Origin of the sequence: Streptomyces sp. NPDC048171 (genome assembly GCF_043202655.1) — a bacterium.
Lineage (GTDB): Bacteria > Actinomycetota > Actinomycetes > Streptomycetales > Streptomycetaceae > Streptomyces.
On the sequence record NZ_JBIDAU010000005.1, the window covers coordinates 413,486 to 436,325 of the forward strand.

Consider the following 22,840-nt stretch of genomic DNA (forward strand, 5'->3'; position numbering starts at 1 on the left):
TGACGCCGCTGTCGTATGTATGGGTATGTGCGGGTACCGCGGATTCCTGAGCCTGGCTGAAAAGCTCCTGCCCGTGTCGGATCACGTCCTGATCTCACCCGGGTTCCGTCCGGATGTCCCTACGGAACCCGTGGCCGACCCCCCTTGAGTGAAATAGACTCAACTTTGTGTACGTTGTTTGAGTCAGCACTGGGAGACATGGAGACACGGAGGAGAGCCAGAACGTGGACGCCGAGCTGACCAACCGGAGCCGGGACGCCATCAACGCGGCCAGCAGCCGGGCCGTGACCGAGGGGAACGCCGACCTCACCCCAGCCCACCTGCTGCTGGCCCTGCTCCAGGGGCAGGACAACGAGAACATCACCGACCTGCTCGCCGCCGTCGAGGCCGACCTGGCCGCCGTACGGACCGGCGCCGAGCGCATCGTCGGCGGGCTGCCCAGCGTGACCGGGTCCACGGTCGCACCGCCGCAACCCAGCCGTGAGATGCTCGCCGTGGTCGCCGACGCCCAGGCACGCGCCAAGGAACTCGGGGACGAGTACCTCTCCACCGAGCACCTGCTCCTCGGCATCGCCGCGAAGGGCGGCGCGACCGGTGAGGTACTGGAGGGGCAGGGTGCCAGTGCGAAGAAGTTGCAGGAGGCCTTCCGCAAGGCGAGGGGTGGACGCCGCGTGACCACCGCCGACCCCGAGGGTCAGTACAAGGCGCTGGAGAAGTTCGGCACCGACTTCACCGAGGCGGCCAGGGAGGGCAAGCTCGACCCCGTCATCGGGCGCGATCAGGAGATCCGCCGGGTCGTGCAGGTGCTCAGCCGGCGCACCAAGAACAACCCCGTCCTCATCGGTGAGCCGGGTGTCGGCAAGACCGCCGTCGTGGAAGGGCTCGCCCAGCGGATCGTCAAGGGGGACGTGCCCGAGTCGCTGAAGGACAAGCGGCTGGTCGCGCTCGACCTGGGCGCGATGGTGGCCGGGGCCAAGTACCGGGGCGAGTTCGAGGAGCGGCTGAAGACCGTGCTCGCCGAGATCAAGGACTCCGACGGGCAGATCATCACCTTCATCGACGAGCTGCACACCGTCGTGGGGGCGGGTGCCGGCGGCGACTCCGCCATGGACGCCGGGAACATGCTCAAGCCCATGCTCGCGCGCGGTGAGCTGCGCATGGTGGGTGCGACCACGCTGGACGAGTACCGGGAGCGGATCGAGAAGGATCCCGCCCTCGAAAGGCGCTTCCAGCAGGTACTCGTGGCCGAGCCGACCGTCGAGGACTCCATCGCGATCCTGCGCGGGCTCAAGGGGCGGTACGAGGCCCACCACAAGGTGCAGATCGCGGACAGCGCGCTGGTGGCCGCCGCGAGCCTGTCCGACCGGTACATCACCTCCCGGTTCCTGCCCGACAAGGCCATCGACCTCGTCGACGAGGCCGCGTCGCGGCTGCGCATGGAGATCGACTCCTCGCCCGTCGAGATCGACGAACTCCAGCGCGCCGTCGACCGGCTGAAGATGGAGGAGCTGGCGATCGGCAAGGAGACCGACGCCGCCTCGCTGGAGCGCCTGGAGCGCCTGCGCCGCGACCTCGCCGACAAGGAGGAGGAGCTGCGCGGCCTCAACGCCCGCTGGGAGAAGGAGAAGCAGTCCCTCAACCGGGTCGGCGAGCTGAAGGAGAAGCTCGACGAACTGCGCGGGCAGGCCGAACGGGCCCAGCGCGACGGTGACTTCGACACCGCCAGCAAGCTGCTGTACGGCGAGATCCCGGACCTGGAGCGCGACCTGGAGGCCGCCTCCGAGGCCGAGGAGGAGGTCGCCAGGGACACCATGGTCAAGGAGGAGGTCGGCGCCGACGACATCGCCGACGTGGTCGCCTCCTGGACCGGCATCCCGGCCGGGCGGCTCCTCGAGGGCGAGACGCAGAAGCTGCTGCGCATGGAGGACGAGCTGGGCAAGCGGCTCATCGGGCAGAGCGAGGCCGTGCGGGCCGTGTCCGACGCCGTACGGCGCAGCAGGGCCGGGATCGCCGACCCCGACCGGCCGACCGGGTCGTTCCTCTTCCTCGGCCCCACCGGCGTCGGCAAGACCGAGCTGGCCAAGGCGCTCGCCGACTTCCTCTTCGACGACGAGCGGGCCATGGTCCGCATCGACATGTCGGAGTACAGCGAGAAGCACAGCGTCGCCCGGCTCGTGGGCGCGCCGCCCGGATACGTCGGGTACGAGGAGGGCGGCCAGCTGACGGAGGCGGTGCGGCGGCGGCCGTACACCGTCGTGCTCCTCGACGAGGTGGAGAAGGCCCATCCCGAGGTCTTCGACATCCTGCTCCAGGTGCTCGACGACGGGCGCCTCACCGACGGACAGGGCCGCACCGTCGACTTCCGCAACACCATCCTGGTCCTCACCTCCAACCTGGGCAGCCAGTACCTGGTCGACCCGACCACCGGCGAGGCGGAGAAGAAGCAGCAGGTGCTTGAGGTGGTCCGCAGCTCGTTCAAGCCGGAGTTCCTCAACCGGCTCGACGACCTCGTGGTCTTCTCGGCACTCAGCAAGGAGGAGCTGAGCCGGATCGCGCGGCTCCAGATCCAGGGCCTGTCCCGGCGCCTCGCCGAGCGCCGGCTCACCCTGGAGATCACCGACGAGGCCCTGGCCTGGCTGGCGGAGGAGGGCAACGACCCGGCGTACGGCGCCCGCCCGCTGCGCCGCCTCGTCCAGACCGCGATCGGCGACCGGCTGGCCCGGGAGATCCTGTCCGGCGAGATCAAGGACGGCGACGCCGTCCGCGTGGACCGGTTCGGCGACGATCTGATCGTCGGACCGGCGACGGAGGGCAAGACTCTCTGAGGGCGCCGCGGAGGCGTCGGCGGCCCGTCACCCCGGGTGGGTGGCGGGCCGCCGTGTGTCACATCGTGAACGCCGTGAACCGCACCAGCGCCGTCCCGGCGTCCTCGTGCGCCACCCGCACCTGCACGGCGTGCGCGTCCACGCCCGTCGGCAGCCCCTGCTCGTGGCCCAGGTCCAGACACAGATCGGCTTCGGTGCCCAGGCAGGACTCGGCGCCGGGTGCGGGAGCGTCCGGATAGGTGTGTATCAGCCAGTCCTGGACACCCGTGCGGGGCATGCGGAAGGCGGCGCTGTAGTGAATGTCCTGGAAGCCCTGCACCGTGCACGCACCGGTGGGCCGCGCGCCGGCCGGGAGCGCCGCTCCGCCGAACGCCAGCGCCTCGGAGCAGGGGACCTGCTCGCTCGTCCGCCCGCCCTCGTCCCGCCCGCCCTCGTCCCGGTCGTCCGACTCGGAGAAGACGAAGCCCACGAGGGCGATGAGGAGGGGCAGCAGGATCAGCGCCGACACCGCCACACCCGCGGCCACCCACCGCCACCGGGTCCGCCCCCGCGGTACGTCCGCACCGCCCTGTGGGCCCCCGCCCGCCCTCGGTGTGCGCGCCATCGTCCCCGCCTCCGTCCGTCGAACATCCACCCGACCGGCCGGATCATGTCAGCCCAGGGCTGACAGGCTCCCGGCGGGCTTGCCACGCCCCTCCCCGCATGGGGGAGGATGGCCAGATCCGTACGAAGGGAAATTCACGGTGACCATCGACCCGTCCTCGATTCCGAACTTCGGGGGCAAGCAGCCCGAGCCGCAGCCCCAAGGACCGGCGGGCCCCGTCGTCCCGGATCAGGATCTTGTGAAGCAGCTCCTCGAACAGATGGAGCTGAAGTACGTCGTCGACGACGAGGGCGACCTCGCGGCGCCGTGGGAGCAGTTCCGTACGTACTTCATGTTCCGCGGTGAGGGTGACCAGCAGGTCTTCTCGGTGCGGACGTTCTACGACCGGCCCCACCAGATCGACGAGAAGCCGCAGCTGCTCGAGTCGGTCGACGACTGGAACCGGCGCACCCTGTGGCCCAAGGTGTACTCCCACACCCACGACGACGGCACCGTCCGCCTGATCGGCGAGGCGCAGATGCTGATCGGCATGGGCGTCAGCCTGGAGCACTTCGTCTCCTCGACGGTCAGCTGGGTGCGGGCCGCCATCGAGTTCGACCGGTGGCTCGTGGAGCAGCTCGGCCTGGAGCAGGAGGTCAACGAGGCGGAGAAGCCGACCGACGAGGACGGCGAGTAGTCCGACGGTCCGCGTACCGCCCGTACGAGGAGAGCCCGTACGAGGAGAGCCCGGCCCCGTATCGCGGGGACCGGGCTCTCGTCGTCCCGCCACGCCTCACCCCGCCAGCGTCTTGAGCCGCCCCACCGCCTCCTCGAGGACCGGGATCCGCTTGCAGAAGGCGAACCGGACGTAGGGCGCGCCCGCCTCCCGGTGGTCGTAGAAGACCGCGTTGGGGACGGCGACGACACCCGCGCGCTCCGGCAGGCCCCGGCAGAAGGCGAAGCCGTCGCTCTCGCCCAGCGGGCGGATGTCGGTGGTGACGAAGTACGTCCCGGCGGGCCGGAACACCCCGAAGCCCGCCTCCGCCAGACCCGCGGCCAGCAGGTCCCGCTTGGCCCGCATGTCCTCCCGGTAGGCGGTGAAGTAGGACTCGGGCATCGCCAACGCCTCGGCGACCGCGTACTGGAAGGGGCCGGAGGCCACGTACGTCAGGTACTGCTTGGCCGAGCGGACCGCCGTGACCAGGGCCGGCGCCGCGGTGACCCAGCCGACCTTCCAGCCGGTGAACGAGAACGTCTTGCCGGCCGACCCGATGGTCACCGTGCGCTCGCGCATCCCCGGGAAGGTCGCCAGCGGGATGTGCTCGGCGGTGTCGAAGACCAGGTGCTCGTACACCTCGTCGGTCACCACCAGCAGGTCCCGCTCCACGGCCAGCTCGGCGATCGCGGCCAGTTCGGCGCGGTTCAGGACCGTGCCCGTCGGGTTGTGCGGGGTGTTCAGCAGCAGCAGCCGGGTGCGGTCGGTGACCGCGTCGCGCAGCTCGTCGAGGTCCAGGCGGAAGACGGGGCCCTCGTCCGTGGGGTGCGGGCGCAGGGTCACCGGCACGCGCGTGCCGCCCGCCATCGCGATCGCCGCCGCGTACGAGTCGTAGTACGGCTCCAGCGCGACGACCTCGTCACCGGGCTCCAGGAGCGCCAGCAGCGACGCGGCGATGGCCTCGGTGGCACCGGCCGTGACCAGGACCTCGGTGTCCGGGTCGAAGGACAGGCCGTAGCGCCGCTGCTGGTGCCCGGCGACGGCGGCGCGCAGTTCGGGGACGCCGGGGCCCGGCGGGTACTGGTTGCCGTGCCCGTCGCGCAGCGCCCGCACGGCGGCCTCCCGGACCTCCTCGGGGCCGTCGGTGTCCGGGAAGCCCTGGCCCAGGTTGATCGCGCCGGTCCGCACGGCCAGGGCGGACATCTCGGCGAAGATCGTCGTTCCGAACTCCGCCAGCCGGCGGTTCAGAAGGGGGCGGGCGCTGGAGCTCATGGAGGTCATGGCGGTCATCCTGCGCCGAAGCTCTGGACTTCCTCAACTCACCTTCGGCGGAAGCCACCTGCGCCGATGTTCCAGGCACCCCCTCTGACCTGCGGGTGGTCAGTCGACGTCTGTCATCGTCGGTCGACGTTGACCCCCCTCGCACGGCCCAGGGACGGCCCGGGACTCACCTACGGGGGAGGAGGTCGGTCCTCGGGAAACCCGTGGTCAGGCAGACCCCGCCCAGAGAGCGCCGCTACGGCTTGGGCAGCTCGGCGACGAACGTCCCGATGCCCGGCTGCATCTGCGCGAGCCCGGCTTCCCGTAGCTCGGTGAGGACGCGCCGGGCCGTCATCTGTGCGATGCCGAACTCCCCCTGAATCGCGAGGACGCCGGGCAGCTGGCTACCGGGCGGGTACTCGCCATCGGCAATCCGCTGCTCGATGACCTCGTACACCTGCTTCCAGCGGGGGATGTCCGGCTTCCAGTCCATGATCCGAAGCTAGGCAGTATGAGCCTGCTCGGCGAGACGAGATTGCCTGACTGGCCTAGCTACCCTAGCTACCTAGGCATATCCTACGTAAACGCACAGTGCCCCTGCGGCCGCGCGAACGACCCAGGGGCGTGGACGACTGACAAGGAGTCGACGTGAACGAGAGTACGCAGGACCAGAACCCGGCGAACAGTCCGGCGGCGGCCACGGCGGAGCCCATGACCTACGGCTACTGCTCATGGCACCGCGGCTACAGTGCCGGCCTCCGGGTCATCGAGGTAGTGGAGCAAGGAAGCGGACCGGGGCGTGTGCAATCGGCCTGTGGTTCGTGCCGTGAGGAGCACGCCCTGGTCCCGTACGCCGACCGGCCATGACCGGGATCGGACGGCCGAAGCCGCCACCGGTCAAGGAACTCAACGGCTGGCAGTACCTCGGTTGGCACTGCTGCTGGTGCGACAAGGCCATTAGGGCAGAGGCCAGATCCGCCGGTCGCGCCGAAGGGCACTCCGGAGCGCACGGCTTGTCCATCGAGGTGTACGAGTGCGCCCCACCCTGTCCGGAGCGTCCGGCGGAGAACCTACTTGAGTAATCAGCCTTGAGGACAGGCGTGGCCGCGATGCCGCGGCGGTTTCAGTCCCGCCCTCTCCGTTTGCTGAGTAGTAAGGACGGCCCCTGGCCAAGCGGATCGGCCAGGGGCCGTTCTCGTGTGCAGTGTTCGTCGGCCGCTGCAGCCCTACACGCTGGCTACTGGGTGGGTCGGGCACGCCAGGAACGCGGCTACCTTCGATTCCCTAGCTCCTTGTGGATCGGTCGGTGTCGGTCTACCGGCCGCTACGGAGCACGGCTGCGGGTAGGAGCAGGTGGAAGCTGGACTCCTGGACGGCCCTGTCGTCCGACTAAGGCGCGGCTGAGGGTCTAGCGCGAGGGCATGTCGTCCTCACATGCGCTCAAAGGGCGCTTCTCTTCTGCAGGACCCATACGTAGTGCCACTTACCGCTGGTGCGTCTAGGTTTGTGGTCGGCGAACGCCTGAATTGTGGGCCACAGGCCGGTGGCACCGGCCGCGATAGTCGCACTCGCGGCGAGGGCACCTTGGAGGGCGTCGGGGCGGACAGCAGCGAGGATGGCGCTCGTCGTACCCAGCACGGCACCGGAGCGGTTGAGAACCCGGGACCGGGCCGCGGTTTCCATCTCAGCGGTAGCGGCGTTCAATTCGTCACGGATGGAGAGCGCGACGCGCTCCAGGGCTACCTGCGAGTCAACCGCTTCGAGTGCGTCGTCGAGTTCTAGAAGCCGGGAGCGCATGAAGTCTCGGAACTGGCGGTAGGAATCGAACTCCTCACTGGTGACTTGCGCGAAGTCGGTGAGAGTGAGGCCATCGATGAAGGGGAGATCGATCTCCAGGATCGGCCGGACCACCCGGCAAGCAATTGGCTTCGTGCTCGATAGATCCACGGCGCGGCCGTGGTCCACCAGAAAGTCGATGGACCGGTCACTGAATGAAGGGAGATCGGCCGGATCCCGTCGCCGGAGTCCCGTTTGCTGATGCACGCTCCCTTTATAGAAGACTGGCCCATACCAGACCAGGCCGGCGCGGAGCAGGGGCTCGGCCTCCAGCAGCCACTGCCCCAAATCGACAAGATCCCTGGTCACCATCCCGTAGCGCTGTGTGCTGTCCCCTACACCGCTGGTGGGCGAGAGAGGGTTTTGGGGGGTCGAAGGCAGGGCCAGGAATGGTCAGTGTCCCGAGGTAGTGCACTGGTCCGATGCCATGGTCGGACAACAGCATCGTGTCTGTGACCAAGGGCACCCGCTTGGTCACATGTGTGAAGCTCCCCAAGTCTGAGGACAGCCCGACATAGTACGGAGAGGACGAGGCGATCTTCGTGCTCAAGAGACGATCGTAGGCGGGATAGAGCGTACGGGCGTACTTGAGGGCGACGTCTTCGGCAGACGCTCTCTCCTCCTTCAATAGAGCGTCGTAAAACTCATTCATCCGGACAGATACGCCCCGGTTTTGCCAGGCGCTTCGTGCCGCCTCTTGGTCCCGCCACGCTCGCCATGCACGTCGCAACATCAGTAAAGGATGCTGGGTGGCTGCGCATCAAGTCCAGCGGTTGAGCCCCCAGACAAGCTCAGTCGTCGCACACGCGCTTGCGCACAAGTTGGTCGCGTTCGTCGACAGTGAGCCCGCCTCAGATCTCGTCTGTGAAGTCGTTGGTGATGGCGTAGTCCGCGCAGGCTCCCGGACGTGGCAGTCGGCGCAGTAGGCCTTGGCCTTGTCAGTGCGCTCTTTGAGTGGGGTGGTGCGACTGCTGTCCACGAGCAGGGCGGGACCGGCCCGCGTGATCAACGGCACCGGCGATGCCCTAGAGAGTCCCTTTCAGGCCTAATTGAGCCCCCCGTGGCTCCTGACGTGATTTGGCTCCGACGGCCTAGATTTGGCCTAGGTTCACAACATGACAAGAGGTCACCTTCCCCGCATTGCAATGCTTCTGGCTTGCCTCGTGCTATCCGCTTGTGCCGCGGACGAGGCGCAGCCGGCCCCCGCTGGGGCGCCGTCAGTGAGCGAGACCGGCAAAGCGAGGCCACGCAAGGACGACACCGACGTGCCGCTGACCAAGCAGCTCAGCCGGGGGGAACTCACACAGGCAATTCCCGATGCTGAGGACCTGGTTGCCGACTACTATCCCGGCAGTCTGCACAAGCGTAGACCGGGTGAGTCCGACGACTGTGCTCCGCTGGACACTCCCGCACCAGCTGGTTGGCAGCGAGCAGGCAGCGGCGACTACGACTACCAGGGGTCGACCGTCTCGCGAGGCATTGATCTAGACGTCTGCCAATTCGACAACGTCGCTCACGCGAACGCGGCATACGAGCAGTGGCCGGAAACGGATGAAACCTCCCCCTCGAGGTCGGTCGGGTCGGAGAAGAGTCGGTCTTCCTCGCGCACAGTGGATCGAGTGGCATGGTCTACGGCTACAGCAGGTCCGGCACCGTCATCGCCCGCGTGAAAGTGGAGGACGCGGGCGCCGATGCCACAGACGCCCATGACGTACTGGCTGCCACTATCAAACGCCTCCAGCAGGTCCAGGCAGGTCAGCGGGCCACGGCGACGGCGCCGGAAATCGCCGCGCTGGAACAGGCCCAGCGCTAGCCAGCCCGACCGGATGCCGCCTCTACGGGCGACGTCCGGTCAGAGGCGAGCTGGAGCCTCATCCCTATCAGGTCGATCATGGCGCCCCGGAACGTCGGCCAACTCGTCTCCCGCCTTGACTAGCTATCCGTCGAGGTTCGGCGGTATCTGCTGCTGTCCAGCCTTGTTGGTGTCAGGTACTGGTGTCAGCGAAAGGGGCGCTCTTGGCAAACTCGACACAGTGGACCAGTTCGAGCGTCGTGCCGGTCCAATGCCCTTGGGTCGGCAGCGCGCAGAATGGCGCCATGACGGAACACGACGCTGACTACACGCGCGCTCTGAACAATGCCGAGAAGATCCTTGGTTTCAGCCTGGCGCCGTATGTCGATCCTAGGCCGACGGAACCCGACAACGCCTACGACTTCACACGGATCGCGACCGAACACGCCTTCAATGACGCATGGACTCGCAGCGAGCATCTCGACCTCCGCACCCGCGCACTCATCTCGGTCACCATTACGGCGAGCCTGGGCATCCTCGAGCCGCTCCGGGGGCAGCTGCGTATCGCTCTGCACAATGGCGTGACCAAAGAGGAGATCGTCGAAGCCTTCATCCAGATGGCCGTCTACGCGGGTGTCGCTCGCGCGTTTGACAGCTACGCCGTGGCACGCGAGGTCTTTGCCGAACACGCCGAAGCAGACTCGTCTGAGAACTGAAGCGCCGACGTCAGCCGCGTCCGCTGAACCACCACCCTCCCCGGCTTCCATCCCGTCCGCCGTCGACCCACACATCGTGGAGCGGGCGTGGTTCAGGGCGTCCAGGTGGAGCGCGCCACTGTACGAACGACCTGGACGCCCTGGGCCGCGTCTGCTCGGCTCTGCCTGGATCGACGGTGGACGGGATGGGAGCACCCCACGCACGCGCCAACGTGCCCGCGGTCGGCGACGGCGCCCCCTCCATCCCGGTGCCGGCCGATCCCCCGTCGGAGGCATCGTCTTTGACCTCGCACGCCATGCGGGCTCTACCCTCGGGCCGTTGCTTCGCTGCGGCCCCATGGGCCGGCCCCGGCGCCGAAGGCGCAGAGGGGCTGGCCCAAGGGGGCCTGCCCGCGCCTCGCGCGGGCCCTTGATGCCCGACAGCCGCGAACGGGCCCGGCGGGCCATCGACTCCGTGTTCCGGTACGGCCCGGAAGGCGCTGACGGCCCATAGGCGGCCCAGCAAGGCGCCAACGGCCCCTGACTCGCACTCCGGTGCAGGTCAGGGGCCGTTCGTGTTTAGGGACCCTCAGAACTTCCTCAACTCTGCTTTGGGCCGTCGCGGCGAGGGGCATCTCCCGTTCACGCAACGAGCTTCACGACAGATTCCGACAGAGCGAGGCATCCGACGGGGGACTGCTTCGGGGGACCTCCCGGGCCTGCGCCCGGGAATGGAAGGAGGGTGAAGTCATGGTCACAGTCATCATCCTGATCGTGGTCGCAGCCCTGGTGATCAGGGGAATCGTGGTCGGCCGGCGGGCCGGCCGCACCGTCCGGCCGAACCGTTCGCGGTGGACGGGCGACAGCGGCGGCAGCTGGTGGGCCGGTGACAGCAGTGGCTCGTCCTCGGGCGGTCACCACGGAAGCCACTCCTGCAGTGGCGGCTCGTCCTGCGGAGGCGGGTCGTCCTGCGGGGGAGGAGGGGGCGGCGGCGGATGCGGTGGAGGCAGCTGACACGGGGCAGCTGAGCTCCAGCCAGGGGGAACCGCATCCCCGCCACGGGGCCCACACCTGGGACCGGGCCCCGGCCCCGCCAAGAGCGCCCGTCGGGCAGTACGCCCGGCGGGCGCTCCCGCACACCGGCGCACTCCGTTCGCTCGGGGTGTGCGCCCTGGTTGAACAGTTGAGCAGTGGAGCCCCCTGAGGGATGGAAACCCCACGAAGTTGGGTAAAAACGCTGTGGCGACGCCATAGTTCATGATTCGCTCTCCCTCACCAACGCAGCTCCTCGGACGACCTGTTGACCCCCCTCCTGACCGGCCGACCGGGCTGCGCGGACCGCAGCCCCGGCAGAGGCCGGGATGCGCGGGCCCCACATCTTCCTCTCCTTGTGTGCTTGCGGAGCCGATCCATGCTCACGACCCTGAACACCGCCTACACCGACACGCGCGCCGCAGACCTGGCCTGGGCCCTGGGGCGCGAGCCGCTGCCCGCGCTCGCCAGCCTCGATGTCGAACTCACGGACGCGAAACTGCAGTTGAGACTCCTCGGCGCCTCCCACCAGGTGCTCCTCGAGGAGGAGCGGGGCAGCTGCTCGGAGACGGTGGCGTGCATCCCCGGCAGCAGCACCCCGCTGCCGCTCGGCGTCGCCAAACGGGTGGGCGACTGGGAGTACGAGTTCGCCGCCCGGGTGGAGGTGCTGACACCGGGCTCCTTCGCCGGCCGCGCCCAGGAGCTGCTGGCCCTCGTCTCCGACCATCCGCACGGTCTGGCCGGCGTCTTCCCGGGCAGCCCGCACGCCTTCACCGCGCTGCTGGCCCAGCGGCACGAGGGGCAGGTGCACTGGCGTACCTGGCACGCCTACCCGCAGGACGGGCAGGTGGTGGCGACCCGGACCCGCGTGGGCGTCCGGGTGCCGACGTCGCAGCTCAGCCGCGCCTCGGTGTGAGCCGGTGAGTGCGGCCGGGCGGGGAGCGGCCCGACGCGGGGTCCGGGCCGGGTAAACCTGTGGGGCCGAACGCGACGCCAGTTTCACACGTGTGGGTGACGAAGCGCAGTGGGGGAGTGACGTAACGTCACTCCGTGATCGATCCGCACGCGCCCGCCCCGCCCGGCTCTCCGCCGTCCTGGGGCCGCCCCTGCGGTCCGCAGGGGCCCGCGCGGCTGCCCGTCCGGCCCGCCCTCGCGCGGTTCCTGGTCCTGGCGGGCGTGTTCGTCTGCGCGGCCTGCGGGCTGGTGTACGAACTCGAACTGGTCGCCCTCGCCTCGTACCTGATCGGCGACTCGGTCACCCAGGCGTCCGTCGTCCTGTCCGTCATGGTCTTCGCCATGGGCCTCGGCTCGCTCGCGGCCAAACGGCTGCGCCGGCTGGCCGCCGCCGGCTTCGGCGCGGTCGAGGCGGTCCTCGCCCTCGTCGGCGGCTCCAGCGCGATGATCCTGTACGCCGTCTTCGCCTGGACCGGCGGCTGGGGCGGCCTGTGGGCCGACGGGCCGCGCTTCCTGCTGGTCGCCTTCTCGCTCGTCATCGGTGTGCTGATCGGCGCCGAGGTACCGCTGCTGATGGAGCTGATCCAGCGCGTGCGCAGGCAGGACGCGGGCGGCGCCGTCGCCGACCTGTTCGCCGCGGACTACGTCGGCGCGCTCGTCGGCGGCCTCGCCTTCCCCTTCGTCCTGCTCCCCTTCCTCGGCCAGCTCACCGGCGCGCTGCTCACCGGCACCGTGAACGCGGTCGTCGGCGCCGCCCTGGTCCTCGGTCTGTTCCGGCGCGACCTGACGCGCCGGGCCCGCTGGCTGCTGCTGACCGCCAACCTCCTCGTACTCGCCCTCCTCGCCACGGCCACCGTCCTCGCCGCCGACTTCGAACGGGCGGCCCGGCAGGCCGTGTACGGCCAGGACGTCCGGGTGGCCGTCCAGACCGGTGTGCAGGAGGTCGTCCTCACCGGGGGCACCGACGGCCGGTCCCTCGGCCTGTTCCTGGACGGGCGGCTACGGGTCAGCGGCAGCGACGAACGGCGCTACCACGAGGCCCTGGTGCACCCGGCGCTGAGCGGCCCGCACGCGCGCGTGCTGATCCTCGGCGGCGGCGACGGCCTCGCCGCGCGGGAGGTACTGCGGCGCCCCGGCGTCCAGCGCGTCGACGTCGTCGAACTCGACCCCGGGCTCGCCCGTCTGGCCCGGCACGACCCCGGCCTGTCCACCCTCAACGAGCACGCCTACGGCGACCCGCGCGTCCACGTCCTGGCGGAGGACGCCTTCCGGCGGCTGCGGTCGACGCCCTCCGCGACGTACGACGTCGTGATCTCGGACCTGCCCGACCCGGGCATCACCGCCAGCACCAAGCTGTACTCGCAGGAGTTCTACGGCCTGCTGCGGCGGGTGCTCGCCCCCGACGGGCGGCTGGTGGTGCACGCGGGTCCGGCCGCCGCCCGGCCCCGGACCTTCTGGACGGTGGACGCGACACTCCGCGCGGCCGGACTGCCGACCGTCGCCTACCGCGTCGCCGCCCGGGACGCCGGCTTCACGCCCGGCCCCGACCGCACGGCCGCCGCCCCCGGCGCCCCCCGCGAATGGGGCTTCCTCCTGGCCGCCCGCACACCCCCCGCACTGCGCCTGGACACCGCCCGGGACCCCCGCCCGCGCACCCTCACACCCCGGTCGCTCGCCCGGGACGCCCGCGCCGCGTCCCGTACCCGGGTGCCGGGGCTGCCGGCTTCGACGCTGGTGCATCCGCGGTACTGAACCGGCCGAGGAGTCCGGGGGACGCCGGGTGACTTTGGGCCGACGGGGGGTGCTCCGGGCGCCCGCTGGGTAGGGTGCCGTGACATGGAGCATGAGGTGTTCGTTCCGGTTCCGGCCGAGCGGCTCAGGGACGTGCTGGCCGACCCCGTCCGGGTCGCCCGGGCGGTTCCGGGGCTCCAGCAGGACGCCGGCGCCGAGCCCGTCGCGGGCCGGCTGAAGGTGCGTATCGGCAGCCACTCCATCACCTACCGGGGTTCGGTGCGCCTGTCCGCGCGCCCGGACGGCACGTATGCCGTCGAGGGCGACGCCACGGAGTCGCGCGGCACCGGCGCGGTGACGCTCGCCCTGACCCTCTCCGTCCGGGACGCCGAGGGCGGCGCCACCGTCGTCCTCGCCGGGACGGCCACCGCGGACGGGCGGGTCACGGAGCTGCCCGAGGAGTCGGTGACCTCGGCGACGGCCCGCCTGCTGACCAGGTTCGCGGAGAACCTGGGCACCGCGGCGGCCGAGGAGCAGCCGCCCGCCTCCGTCTTCGACACCGAGGTCCCTCCGCCCTCCCTCGACACGGAGGACGCGGACGAGGCGGACGAGGCGGACGACGCAGCCGGCACAGACGACGCGGATGACACGGACGGCGCGGACGAGGGCCGAGCCGCCGCCCCGCAGACCCCCGCCGGCCCCAACGCCCCGGAGACCCCCGCCCCCGACGTGGTCGAACCCCCCGCCGAGGCCGCGCACGCGCGCCGCACGATGATCGGCCGCAGCGCCGAGGAGGTGGACCACGCCCCGCCGCGCGGCCGGTACGCCCCCGTCCCCGCACCCCAGACGGGCGTCGCCGGCGCCCCCCTGCGCTGGGCCGCTCCCGCCGCGGCCGTGGTCGTGGCCGGGGCGATCGTCGTGGGCCGCGCGCTGCGCAAGCGCCGCTGAGCGCCCTCCCGGACCCCGCGTACCACCCCGCGTACCGGGGCGCCCTTGATCGCCCCAGTAGGGTCGTGGCGTGAGTAACGAACCCATCACGCTGACCGCGGGTGACGCGGAGGCGACCGTGCTGCCGGGCAACGGCGGCCGGATCGGCGGACTCCGCGTCGGCGGCACGGAACTGCTCCGCCAGGGCGAGCGCTACGGCTGCTTCCCGATGGTCCCCTGGTGCGGCCGGATCCGCGACGGCCGCTTCCGGGACGGCGCGGCCGTCCACCAGATGCCGCTCAACTCCCCGCCGCACGCCATCCACGGCACCGCCCGCGACGGCGCCTGGCACACCGCCCGCGTCACCGCGGACGAGGCGGTCATCACGTACGACCTGGCCGACCCCTGGCCCTACACCGGCCGCGTCACCCAGGTGATCGCCCTCACCGAGGACGCGCTGACGCTGACGATGTCCGTGGAGACGTACGCCTCGTCCTTCCCGGCGCAGGTCGGCTGGCACCCGTGGTTCAACCGCACCCTCGACGGCGTGGACGCCGCGATCGGCTTCGACCCCGCCTGGCAGGAGGAGCGCGGCGACGACCACCTGCCCACCGGCAACCGCGTCGACCCCAAGCCGGGCCCCTGGGACGACTGCTTCGGCATGCCCGACGGTGTCGACGTCACCCTGACCTGGCCGGAGCGGCTGGAGCTGAAGGTGACCAGCCGCGAGCACTGGGTCGTGGTGTACGACGAGCAGGAGGCCGCCGTCTGCGTGGAGCCGCAGACCGGGCCGCCCGACGGCCTGAACACCCTCCCGCGCCTGGTCACGCCCCTGGAGCCGCTGGAGGCCACGACGACCTGGTCCTGGCGCCGCCTTTAAGCTGGCGTACATGACGGACGACGTACGCGCGGCGCTGCTGCAGCAGATCAAGGACAAGGCCGTGGTGCACGGCAAGGTGACCCTCTCCTCGGGGCTCGAGGCCGACTACTACGTCGACCTGCGCCGCATCACCCTGGACGGCGAGGCCGCGCCGCTGGTCGGGCAGGTGCTCCTGGAGCTGACCGACGACCTGGAGTTCGACGCGGTCGGCGGGCTGACCATGGGCGCCGACCCGGTCGCCGCGAGCATGCTGCACGCCGCCGCCGCGCGCGGGAAGCGCCTGGACGCGTTCGTCGTCCGCAAGGCCGCCAAGGCGCACGGGCTGCAGCGCCAGGTCGAGGGTCCGGACATCAAGGGCCGCCGCGTCCTGGTCGTCGAGGACACCTCCACCACCGGCGGCTCCCCGCTCACCGCCGTCGAGGCCGTGCGCGCGGCCGGTGCCGAGGTGGTCGCCGTCGCCACCATCGTCGACCGTGCGACGGGCGCCGCCGAGAAGATCGAGCAGGGCGCGGGAGTGCCGTACCTGTACGCGTACGACAAGGACGAGCTGGGCCTGGACTGAGTCCGCCCGGAGGTCCACTCGGGTAATCCCGGTCCGTCTGGAAGGATGGGGCCGACGATGACGTCGCCCCCCAGTCCTAGGTCAGGGCCATAAGCAGCAGCCGAGCCCACCCGCACATACAAGGAGCGGACAGATGCCCATCGCAACTCCCGAGGTCTACAACGAGATGCTGGACCGGGCGAAGGCAGGAAAGTTCGCCTACCCGGCCATCAACGTGACCTCCTCCCAGACGCTGCACGCGGCCCTGCGCGGTTTCGCCGAGGCGGAGAGCGACGGGATCGTCCAGATCTCCACCGGCGGCGCCGAGTTCCTGGGCGGCCAGCACAGCAAGGACATGGTGACGGGCGCCGTGGCCCTCGCCGAGTTCGCGCACATCGTGGCCGCGAAGTACGACGTGAACATCGCGCTGCACACCGACCACTGCCCGAAGGACAAGCTCGACGGGTACGTCCGCCCCCTGATCGCCGTCTCCGAGGAGCGCGTCAAGGCCGGCCGCGAGCCGCTGTTCCAGTCCCACATGTGGGACGGCTCCGCGGAGACCCTGGCCGACAACCTCTCCATCGGCACCGAGCTGCTGGAGCGCGCCCGCGCCGCCAGGATCATCCTGGAGGTCGAGATCACCCCGACCGGCGGTGAGGAGGACGGCGTCTCGCACGAGATCAACGACTCCCTCTACACGACGGTCGACGACGCGCTGCGCACGGCTGAGGCCCTGGGCCTGGGCGAGAAGGGCCGCTACCTGCTCGCCGCCTCCTTCGGCAACGTGCACGGCGTCTACAAGCCGGGCAACGTCGTGCTCCGCCCCGACCTGCTCAAGGAGCTGAACGAGGGCGTCGCCGCGAAGTACGGGCAGCCGGCCGGCAGCAAGCCGTTCGACTTCGTCTTCCACGGCGGCTCCGGCTCCACCGCCGAGGAGATCGCCACCGCCCTGGACAACGGCGTGGTGAAGATGAACCTCGACACGGACACCCAGTACGCCTTCACGCGTCCGGTCGCCGACCACATGTTCCGCAACTACGACGGCGTCCTGAAGGTCGACGGCGAGGTCGGCAACAAGAAGACCTACGACCCGCGCACCTGGGGCAAGCTGGCCGAGGCCGGCATGGCCGCGCGCGTCGTCGAGGCCTGCGGCCACCTGCGGTCCGCCGGTACGAAGATCAAGTAGTCCCCGGCGGTCAGCCGTCCGCCCGGTCCTCGGGCGGTCACCCGGCCGCGAGACGTACAGCGAGCCCGGCGCCGAACGCGCCGGGCTCGCTGTATACCTGGGGGCATGCCCGACGTCCGGCTGGCCTCACCGCAAGGCAAGTGGATCCTGCTGACCACCGTCCTCGGCTCCAGCATGGCGCTGCTGGACTCCACCGTCGTCAACGTCGCGCTGCCCCGCATCGGCCGCGACCTCGACGCCGACCTCGCCGCCCTCCAGTGGACGGTCAACGCGTACCTGGTCACGCTGGCCGGGCTGATCCTCCTCGGCGGCACCCTCGGCGACCGGTTCGGCCGCCGCCGGATCTTCGTCATCGGCGTGGTGTGGTTCGCCGCCGCCTCCCTGCTGTGCGGCATCGCGCCGAACGCCGGTGTCCTGATCGCCGCCCGCGCCCTCCAGGGCATCGGCGGCGCGCTGCTCACGCCCGGCTCCCTCGCCCTCATCCAGGCCTCCTTCCACCCCGACGACCGGGGCCGCGCGGTCGGCCTGTGGTCGGGCTTCGGGGGCGTCGGCGCGGCGGTGGGGCCGTTCATCGGGGGCTGGCTGGTGGACGGGGCGGGCTGGCGCTGGGTCTTCCTGCTCAACATCCCGCTGGCCCTGCTGTGCGCGCCGATCGCGCTGCGGCACGTACCGGAGTCCTCGGACCAGCGCGCCCACGCGCGCTTCGACGTGCTCGGCGCGGTCCTCGGCGCGGCGGCCCTCGCGCTGCTCACGTACGCGCTGATCGAGGCGCGCGGCGCGTCCTGGGCGGTGGTGCTCAGCGCGGTGGCGGGCGTGGCCGCGGCGGTGGCCTTCGTGGTCGTCGAGGGCCGCCGCACGGATCCGATGATGCCGCTGGACGTCTTCGCCTCCCGCCAGTTCACCGCGATCAACGTGGTCACGCTGTGCGTGTACGCGGCCTTCGGCGGCTTCTTCTTCATGGCCACCCTCCAGCTCCAGGTCGTGCTCGGCTGGTCCGCGCTGGCCGCCGGTACGGCGCTGCTGCCGACCACCGTCCTGATGCTGCTGCTCTCCGCCCGCTCCGGCGAGCTGTCCGAGCGGCTCGGCCCCCGGCTCCAGCTCACCGTCGGACCGCTGCTGAGCGCGGCCGGGATGCTGCTGATGCTCCGGGTCGGGCCGGGCGCCTCGTACCTCACCGACGTGCTGCCCGCCCTGGTGGTGCTCGGCCTCGGCATGGTCACCCTGGTCGCGCCGCTGACGGCGAGCGTGCTGGCCGCCGTGGACACCGCGCGTGCCGGACTGGCCAGTGGCATCAACAACGCGGCGGCCCGCGCGGCGGGGCTCGTCGCGGTGGCCGCGCTGCCGCTGCTCATCGGCATGGGCGAGGAGGCCTACCGGTCCGCACGGGCCTTCGACGACGCGTTCGGCCCGGCGATGCTGATCTGCGCGGCCGTCCTGGTGGCGGGTTCCGCGATCGCCTTCACGACGGTCCGCCGCCCGGCCCCGGACTGCCGCCGCCCCGAATGCCACACCCACGGCTCGATCCTGACCCCACCCCTGGAGGGCGAGCGCAGCACGTAGCCGTACACCGCTGTGCCCGGTGTCGACGCCCCTGAGGGGCGCGGGGAACTGCGCGCCCGACCCCAGCGCACCCGCGGCCGACGACGCACCTGGACGCAGGGCGCAGCCCTGGCCCGACGCCCGGGTCAGGCCCCTGAGGGGCGCGGGGAACTGCGCGCCCGGCCCCAGCGGACCCGCGGCCGACGACGCACCTGGACGCAGGGTGCAACCCTGGCCCGACGCCCGGGTCAGGCCCCTGAGGGGCGCGGGGAACTGCGCGCCCGGCCCCAGCGGACCCGCGGTCGACGACGCACCTGGACGCAGGGTGCACCCCTGGCCCGACGCCCGGGTCACGCCCTTAGGGGCGCGGGGAACTGCGCGCCCAGCCCCAGCGCACCCGCGGCTGACAACGCACCCTGGCCGGCAAAGCACCCCCGGCGGGCAACGCACCCCCGGCCGACGACGCACCCCTTCACACCCATGCCGCAGACTTGTCCCATGTCCATTCACGAGAACCTCCTCGGGGGACCGCCCCCGACCCACCTCCCCGACGACCCCGGGCCGCGCGAGCTGCTGGCGGGCGGCACCTCCCCCGCCGACGTCGCCGCGAAGTACCCGACGTCCTCGCTCGCCTGGGCCCGCCTGGCCGACGAGGCGTTCGAACGGGGCAGCGTCGTGGAGTCGTACGCGTACGCCCGTACGGGCTACCACCGCGGCCTGGACGCCCTGCGCCGCAGCGGCTGGAAGGGGCACGGCCCGGTGCCCTGGGAGCACGAGCCGAACCGCGGCTTCCTGCGCGCCCTGCACGCCCTCGCCCGCGCCGCCCAGGCGATCGGCGAGAAGGAGGAGTACGAGCGCTGCGCCCAGTTCCTGAAGGACTCCTCGCCCGCCGCGGCCGAGGTGCTCGGCTAGCGCGAGGAACACCCCCGGCCCGTCCGCCGTGCGCGGGCGGGCCTTGCGGTTTCCTGCGACGATTGCGGAGGATGCCGTTGGGGACCGGGGCCCCGTGCCGGTAACGGCAGGGCGGACCGCTACCCGTGCACATCAGGAGACAGCGATGTCCCACGAAGCCCCGAATCTCGACTTCGAGGGCAGCACGCCGTACGAGGACTATGTCCAGGCGGACGTGCTCACCCATCTCCAGCACACCCTCTCCGACGATCCCGGAGAGATGGTCTTCCTGGTCACGACCCAGGTCATGGAGCTGTGGTTCACCGTCATCGTCCACGAATGGGAGACCGCCGCCCGCGCCCTGCGCGAGGACCGGATCCCGGTGGCGACCGACGCGCTCAAGCGTTCGGTGCGGGAGCTGGAGGCGCTGAACGCCTCCTGGACGCCCCTGGCGCAGCTCACCCCGGCCCAGTTCAACTCCTACCGGGCCGCCCTCGGCGAGGGCTCCGGCTTCCAGTCGGCGATGTACCGCCGCATGGAGTTCCTGCTCGGCGACAAGTCCGCCTCCATGCTCGTCCCGCACCGCGGAGCCCCGCGCGTCCACGCGGAACTGGAGAAGGCGCTGCACGAGCCGAGCCTGTACGACGAGGTGGTACGGCTCCTCGACCGGCGCGGGTACGACATACCGGACGCCGTGCTCCGGCGGGACGTCACCCGGAAGTACGAGGCGGCACCCGAGGTGGAGGCCGCCTGGACGGCCGTCTACAAGGGCGACCAGAACGGCGAGCTGGCCCGCCTCGGCGAGGCGCTCACCGACGTCGCCGAACTGGTCTGGCGCTGGCGCAACGACCACCTGGTCGCCACCCGCCGCGCGATGGGCTCGAAGACCGGCACGGGCGGCTCCGCCGGGGTGGCCTGGCTGGAGAAGCGGGCCCGCGGCAACGTGTTCCCCGAGCTGTGGACGGCGCGGTCCTATGTCTGAGCTGAGGAGCGAGGCCGAGCGACTCGACATCGCCGACCCGCTGGCCGCGCTGCGCGACCGGTTCGTCCTCGACGACGTGACGTACCTGGACGGCAACTCGCTCGGCGCCCTCCCCGCGCACGTGCCCGCGCGCGTGGACGACGTCGTCCGCCGCCAGTGGGGCGAACTGCGCATCCGCTCCTGGGAGGAGAGCGGCTGGTGGACCGCGCCCGAGCGGATCGGCGACCGGATCGCACCGCTGGTCGGCGCGGCTGCCGGGCAGGTCGTCGTGGGCGACTCCACGAGCGTGAACGTCTTCAAGGCGCTCGTCGCCGCCGTGCGCATGGCGCAGGAGGACGGCGGCGACGGCGGCGACGGGGGCGGCGCGGGCCGGGACGAGATCCTCGTCGACGCCACCACCTTCCCCACGGACGGGTACATCGCCGAGTCGGCGGCCCGGATGACGGGCTGCGCGCTGCGCCCCGTCACTCCGGCCGAGGTGCCCTCGGCGCTGGCCGCCCGGGGCGACCGCACCGCCGCCGTGCTCCTCAACCACGTCGACTACCGCACCGGCCGCCTGCATGACCTGCCCGCGCTCACCCGCGCGGTGCACGCCTGCGGGGCGTACGCCGTCTGGGACCTGTGCCACAGCGCGGGCGCGCTGCCGGTCGGGCTCGACGAACACGGCGTCGACCTTGCGGTCGGCTGCACCTACAAGTACCTCAACGGCGGCCCCGGTTCGCCCGCCTACCTGTACGTGCGCCGCGATCTCCAGCCCCGCTTCGACTCCCCGCTGCCGGGCTGGAACTCGCACGCCGAGCCGTTCGGCATGCGCTCCGCGTACGCCCCGGCGTCGGGAGCGGTGCGCGGCAGGGTCGGCACGCCGGACATCCTCTCCCTGCTCGCCCTGGACGCGGCGCTGGACGTGTGGGACGAGGACGGTGTCTCGGTGGCGGCGGTGCGGGCGAAGTCGCTGGCGCTGACGGACTTCTTCCTGCGCTGCGTCGGGGCGTACGTCCCCGTCGGCCGGGTGGAGTCCGTGACCCCGGCCGCACACGCGGAGCGCGGCAGCCAGGTCGCCCTGCGCTGTGACGACGCGGGCGAGGTCATGAAGCGGCTGATCGAGGGCGGCGTGGTCGGCGACTTCCGCGCCCCGGACGTCCTGCGCTTCGGTTTCACACCGCTGTACGTCGGCTTCGCGGACGTGGAGCGGGCGGCCCGGGTGCTGGCGCGGACGCTGGGGTGATGCGTGGGAGCCCCGCCGGGGTGACGCGCGGGAGTGGTGCCGTCACCCGTGGGTGAAGGGTGGGGGCCGGGCGAATCGTTTGGTCCTCACCCAGCGTCACATCCCCATGTCCGCGCACGTCATCGGCCTGATAACGTCCCGCCAACGGCCGATTTCCACTCATCCGGTCCGCCAACACCGTTCCTTCGCAGAGAGGTTGAGCATGCCGGACGCCGCCGCAGAACCGGGCACCGCTGCCGCGAGGAACGCCGCGGAGGAGAAATCGGCCTTCGCGCATCCGGCGGTGGACCCCGACAGCACGGCCGGGTACGGCGACCACCCCGACCAGGTGATCGACTTCTACGCCCCGCGTGCCGCCGTGGGGCCGGACGGCGCCGCTCCCGTCGTGGTGGTCCTGCACGGAGGCTCGTGGCGGGCGCCGTACGACCGTCGCCATGTCAGCCCGTTCGCCGGGTTCCTGGCACAGCGGGGCTTCGCCGTGGCGAGTGTGGAGTACCGGCGCGGTGCGGAGGGCGGTGACGCCGGCACGGGCGGGCCCGTGGCGGGGCGGTGGCCCGAGACCCTCGACGACGTGGCCGCCGCGCTGGACGCGCTGCCCGAGTTGGTACGACGGCACCTCCCGCGGGCCGACGCGCGCCGTACGGTGCTCACCGGCCACTCCGCCGGCGGGCATCTCGCCCTGTGGGCGGCGGCCCGGCACCTGCTGCCGGCCGACGCCCCTTGGCGCACCGACCGCCCGGCGCCGCTGCGGGGCGTGGTCGCGCTCGCGCCGATCGCGGACTTCGAGGTCGCCGACAAACTCGAGGTGTGCGGGGGAGCGGCGCGTCAGTTCCTGGGCGGGAGCGACCTGTTCGCCGAACGCCGGCCCTACGCCGACCCCGCCCTGCTGCTGCCCACGGGCATCGCGACGACCCTGGTCCAGGGGCGGGCCGACGTGGACGTGCCGCAGGCGGTCGCCGAGGCGTACGCCGACGCGGCGGCGAAGGCCGGGGAGGTGGTGGGTGTGACCCTGCTGGAGGACGTCGGCCACTTCCCGCTGATCGACCCGGCGGCGGACGCGTGCGCGGTGGTGGCGGAGGAGATCGCGCAGTTGGCGTGGTGAGCCCCGGGGAGGACCGGGCGACCCCCACGTGAGCCCCCGGGAGGACCGGGCGACCCCCTCGTGTCAGGCGTCGGCGTCGTACCCGTAGTACCTGAGAGCTACCCGCCAGGTGAGTTCCCTGGCGGGACGCGGGTTACCCGGCCA

General features: G+C 71.4%; 19 protein-coding genes. 15 read left to right on the forward strand and 4 right to left on the reverse strand.

Annotation, left to right across the window (positions count from 1 at the left end; genetic code table 11):
• The first annotated feature begins 224 nt into the window (after positions 1-224).
• A complete protein-coding gene (gene clpB / locus ACGF3J_RS16505; RefSeq protein WP_161326348.1) occupies positions 225-2,825 on the forward strand; it encodes an ATP-dependent chaperone ClpB in 2,601 nt (866 codons plus the stop codon).
• A 58-nt stretch (positions 2,826-2,883) separates the two neighbouring features.
• On the opposite strand, the gene ACGF3J_RS16510 is transcribed toward clpB, so the two are convergent.
• The gene (locus ACGF3J_RS16510) at positions 2,884-3,429 is read right to left on the reverse strand and encodes a hypothetical protein (RefSeq protein ID WP_161326347.1); all 546 of its coding nucleotides are present in this window, start codon (positions 3,427-3,429) and stop codon (positions 2,884-2,886) included.
• Between the two features lie 139 nt (positions 3,430-3,568).
• Between ACGF3J_RS16510 and ACGF3J_RS16515 the strand changes: the two genes are divergently transcribed.
• A complete protein-coding gene (locus ACGF3J_RS16515; RefSeq protein WP_122616738.1) occupies positions 3,569-4,105 on the forward strand; it encodes a YbjN domain-containing protein in 537 nt (178 codons plus the stop codon).
• A gap of 96 nt (positions 4,106-4,201) precedes the next feature.
• Here the strand turns inward: ACGF3J_RS16515 and ACGF3J_RS16520 are convergent, their stop codons facing one another.
• From ACGF3J_RS16520 to ACGF3J_RS16530, 3 genes are all read right to left on the reverse strand, one after another.
• The gene (locus ACGF3J_RS16520) at positions 4,202-5,404 is read right to left on the reverse strand and encodes a pyridoxal phosphate-dependent aminotransferase (protein ID WP_161326346.1); all 1,203 of its coding nucleotides are present in this window, start codon (positions 5,402-5,404) and stop codon (positions 4,202-4,204) included.
• 235 nt (positions 5,405-5,639) lie between these two features.
• Entirely contained in the window at positions 5,640-5,876 is a 237-nt protein-coding gene (locus ACGF3J_RS16525; protein WP_087808173.1) for a winged helix-turn-helix domain-containing protein, read from the reverse strand.
• Positions 5,877-6,823: 947 nt separating this feature from the next.
• On the reverse strand, positions 6,824-7,531 hold the full coding sequence (locus ACGF3J_RS16530) for a hypothetical protein (protein ID WP_161326345.1): 708 nt from the start codon (positions 7,529-7,531) through the stop codon (positions 6,824-6,826).
• A gap of 1,312 nt (positions 7,532-8,843) precedes the next feature.
• On the opposite strand from ACGF3J_RS16530, the gene ACGF3J_RS16535 reads away from it, so the two are divergent.
• The 13 genes from ACGF3J_RS16535 (at position 8,844) to ACGF3J_RS16595 (ending at position 22,696) form a co-directional block, all read left to right on the forward strand.
• Positions 8,844-9,032: a hypothetical protein gene (locus ACGF3J_RS16535; protein WP_161326344.1), complete on the forward strand. Its 189-nt coding sequence runs from the start codon at positions 8,844-8,846 to the stop codon at positions 9,030-9,032.
• A 284-nt stretch (positions 9,033-9,316) separates the two neighbouring features.
• Positions 9,317-9,727 carry a carboxymuconolactone decarboxylase family protein gene (locus ACGF3J_RS16540; RefSeq protein ID WP_003975062.1) on the forward strand — a complete coding sequence of 137 codons (411 nt, stop codon included), beginning with the start codon at positions 9,317-9,319 and terminating at the stop codon, positions 9,725-9,727.
• Positions 9,728-11,117: 1,390 nt separating this feature from the next.
• Complete coding sequence (locus ACGF3J_RS16545; protein ID WP_386933875.1) at positions 11,118-11,654, forward strand: DUF2617 family protein; 537 nt, start codon at positions 11,118-11,120, stop codon at positions 11,652-11,654.
• A gap of 134 nt (positions 11,655-11,788) precedes the next feature.
• On the forward strand, positions 11,789-13,444 hold the full coding sequence (locus ACGF3J_RS16550; RefSeq protein ID WP_161330465.1) for a polyamine aminopropyltransferase: 1,656 nt from the start codon (positions 11,789-11,791) through the stop codon (positions 13,442-13,444).
• 84 nt (positions 13,445-13,528) lie between these two features.
• Entirely contained in the window at positions 13,529-14,371 is an 843-nt protein-coding gene (locus ACGF3J_RS16555) for an SRPBCC domain-containing protein (RefSeq protein ID WP_393854223.1), read from the forward strand.
• A gap of 70 nt (positions 14,372-14,441) precedes the next feature.
• On the forward strand, positions 14,442-15,230 hold the full coding sequence (locus ACGF3J_RS16560; RefSeq protein WP_161329871.1) for an aldose 1-epimerase: 789 nt from the start codon (positions 14,442-14,444) through the stop codon (positions 15,228-15,230).
• Positions 15,231-15,240: 10 nt separating this feature from the next.
• Positions 15,241-15,792 carry an orotate phosphoribosyltransferase gene (pyrE, locus tag ACGF3J_RS16565; protein ID WP_161329872.1) on the forward strand — a complete coding sequence of 184 codons (552 nt, stop codon included), beginning with the start codon at positions 15,241-15,243 and terminating at the stop codon, positions 15,790-15,792.
• Between the two features lie 133 nt (positions 15,793-15,925).
• Positions 15,926-16,957, forward strand: a complete 1,032-nt coding sequence (gene fbaA / locus ACGF3J_RS16570; RefSeq protein ID WP_122616746.1) for a class II fructose-bisphosphate aldolase — start codon at positions 15,926-15,928, stop codon at positions 16,955-16,957.
• Between the two features lie 105 nt (positions 16,958-17,062).
• Positions 17,063-18,517 (forward strand): MFS transporter, encoded by a 1,455-nt coding sequence (locus ACGF3J_RS16575; protein ID WP_161329873.1) that lies wholly within the window; start codon positions 17,063-17,065, stop codon positions 18,515-18,517.
• A 477-nt stretch (positions 18,518-18,994) separates the two neighbouring features.
• Positions 18,995-19,408 carry a DUF3151 domain-containing protein gene (locus ACGF3J_RS16580; protein WP_122616749.1) on the forward strand — a complete coding sequence of 138 codons (414 nt, stop codon included), beginning with the start codon at positions 18,995-18,997 and terminating at the stop codon, positions 19,406-19,408.
• 145 nt (positions 19,409-19,553) lie between these two features.
• The gene (locus ACGF3J_RS16585) at positions 19,554-20,369 is read left to right on the forward strand and encodes a tryptophan 2,3-dioxygenase family protein (protein WP_161328294.1); all 816 of its coding nucleotides are present in this window, start codon (positions 19,554-19,556) and stop codon (positions 20,367-20,369) included.
• A complete protein-coding gene (gene kynU, locus ACGF3J_RS16590) occupies positions 20,362-21,594 on the forward strand; it encodes a kynureninase (protein WP_161328295.1) in 1,233 nt (410 codons plus the stop codon). Before ACGF3J_RS16585 ends, kynU begins: the two co-directional genes overlap by 8 nt.
• Positions 21,595-21,796: 202 nt before the next feature.
• A complete protein-coding gene (locus ACGF3J_RS16595) occupies positions 21,797-22,696 on the forward strand; it encodes an alpha/beta hydrolase (protein ID WP_161328296.1) in 900 nt (299 codons plus the stop codon).
• The last annotated feature ends 144 nt before the right edge of the window (positions 22,697-22,840 follow it).

Bases quoted from the DNA above. Each gene is read 5' to 3' on its own strand.
- ACGF3J_RS16510 (WP_161326347.1), bottom strand. From the start codon at position 3,429: ATGGCGCGCACACCGAGGGCGGGCGGGGGCCCACAGGGCGGTGCGGAC.
- ACGF3J_RS16520 (WP_161326346.1), bottom strand. From the start codon at position 5,404: ATGACCTCCATGAGCTCCAGCGCCCGCCCCCTTCTGAACCGCCGGCTG.
- ACGF3J_RS16525 (WP_087808173.1), bottom strand. From the start codon at position 5,876: ATGGACTGGAAGCCGGACATCCCCCGCTGGAAGCAGGTGTACGAGGTC.
- ACGF3J_RS16530 (WP_161326345.1), bottom strand. From the start codon at position 7,531: ATGGTGACCAGGGATCTTGTCGATTTGGGGCAGTGGCTGCTGGAGGCC.
- ACGF3J_RS16535 (WP_161326344.1), top strand. From the start codon at position 8,844: ATGGTCTACGGCTACAGCAGGTCCGGCACCGTCATCGCCCGCGTGAAA.
- ACGF3J_RS16540 (WP_003975062.1), top strand. From the start codon at position 9,317: ATGACGGAACACGACGCTGACTACACGCGCGCTCTGAACAATGCCGAG.
- ACGF3J_RS16545 (WP_386933875.1), top strand. From the start codon at position 11,118: ATGCTCACGACCCTGAACACCGCCTACACCGACACGCGCGCCGCAGAC.
- ACGF3J_RS16555 (WP_393854223.1), top strand. From the start codon at position 13,529: ATGGAGCATGAGGTGTTCGTTCCGGTTCCGGCCGAGCGGCTCAGGGAC.
- pyrE (WP_161329872.1), top strand. From the start codon at position 15,241: ATGACGGACGACGTACGCGCGGCGCTGCTGCAGCAGATCAAGGACAAG.
- fbaA (WP_122616746.1), top strand. From the start codon at position 15,926: ATGCCCATCGCAACTCCCGAGGTCTACAACGAGATGCTGGACCGGGCG.
- ACGF3J_RS16575 (WP_161329873.1), top strand. From the start codon at position 17,063: ATGCCCGACGTCCGGCTGGCCTCACCGCAAGGCAAGTGGATCCTGCTG.
- ACGF3J_RS16580 (WP_122616749.1), top strand. From the start codon at position 18,995: ATGTCCATTCACGAGAACCTCCTCGGGGGACCGCCCCCGACCCACCTC.
- ACGF3J_RS16585 (WP_161328294.1), top strand. From the start codon at position 19,554: ATGTCCCACGAAGCCCCGAATCTCGACTTCGAGGGCAGCACGCCGTAC.
- kynU (WP_161328295.1), top strand. From the start codon at position 20,362: ATGTCTGAGCTGAGGAGCGAGGCCGAGCGACTCGACATCGCCGACCCG.
- ACGF3J_RS16595 (WP_161328296.1), top strand. From the start codon at position 21,797: ATGCCGGACGCCGCCGCAGAACCGGGCACCGCTGCCGCGAGGAACGCC.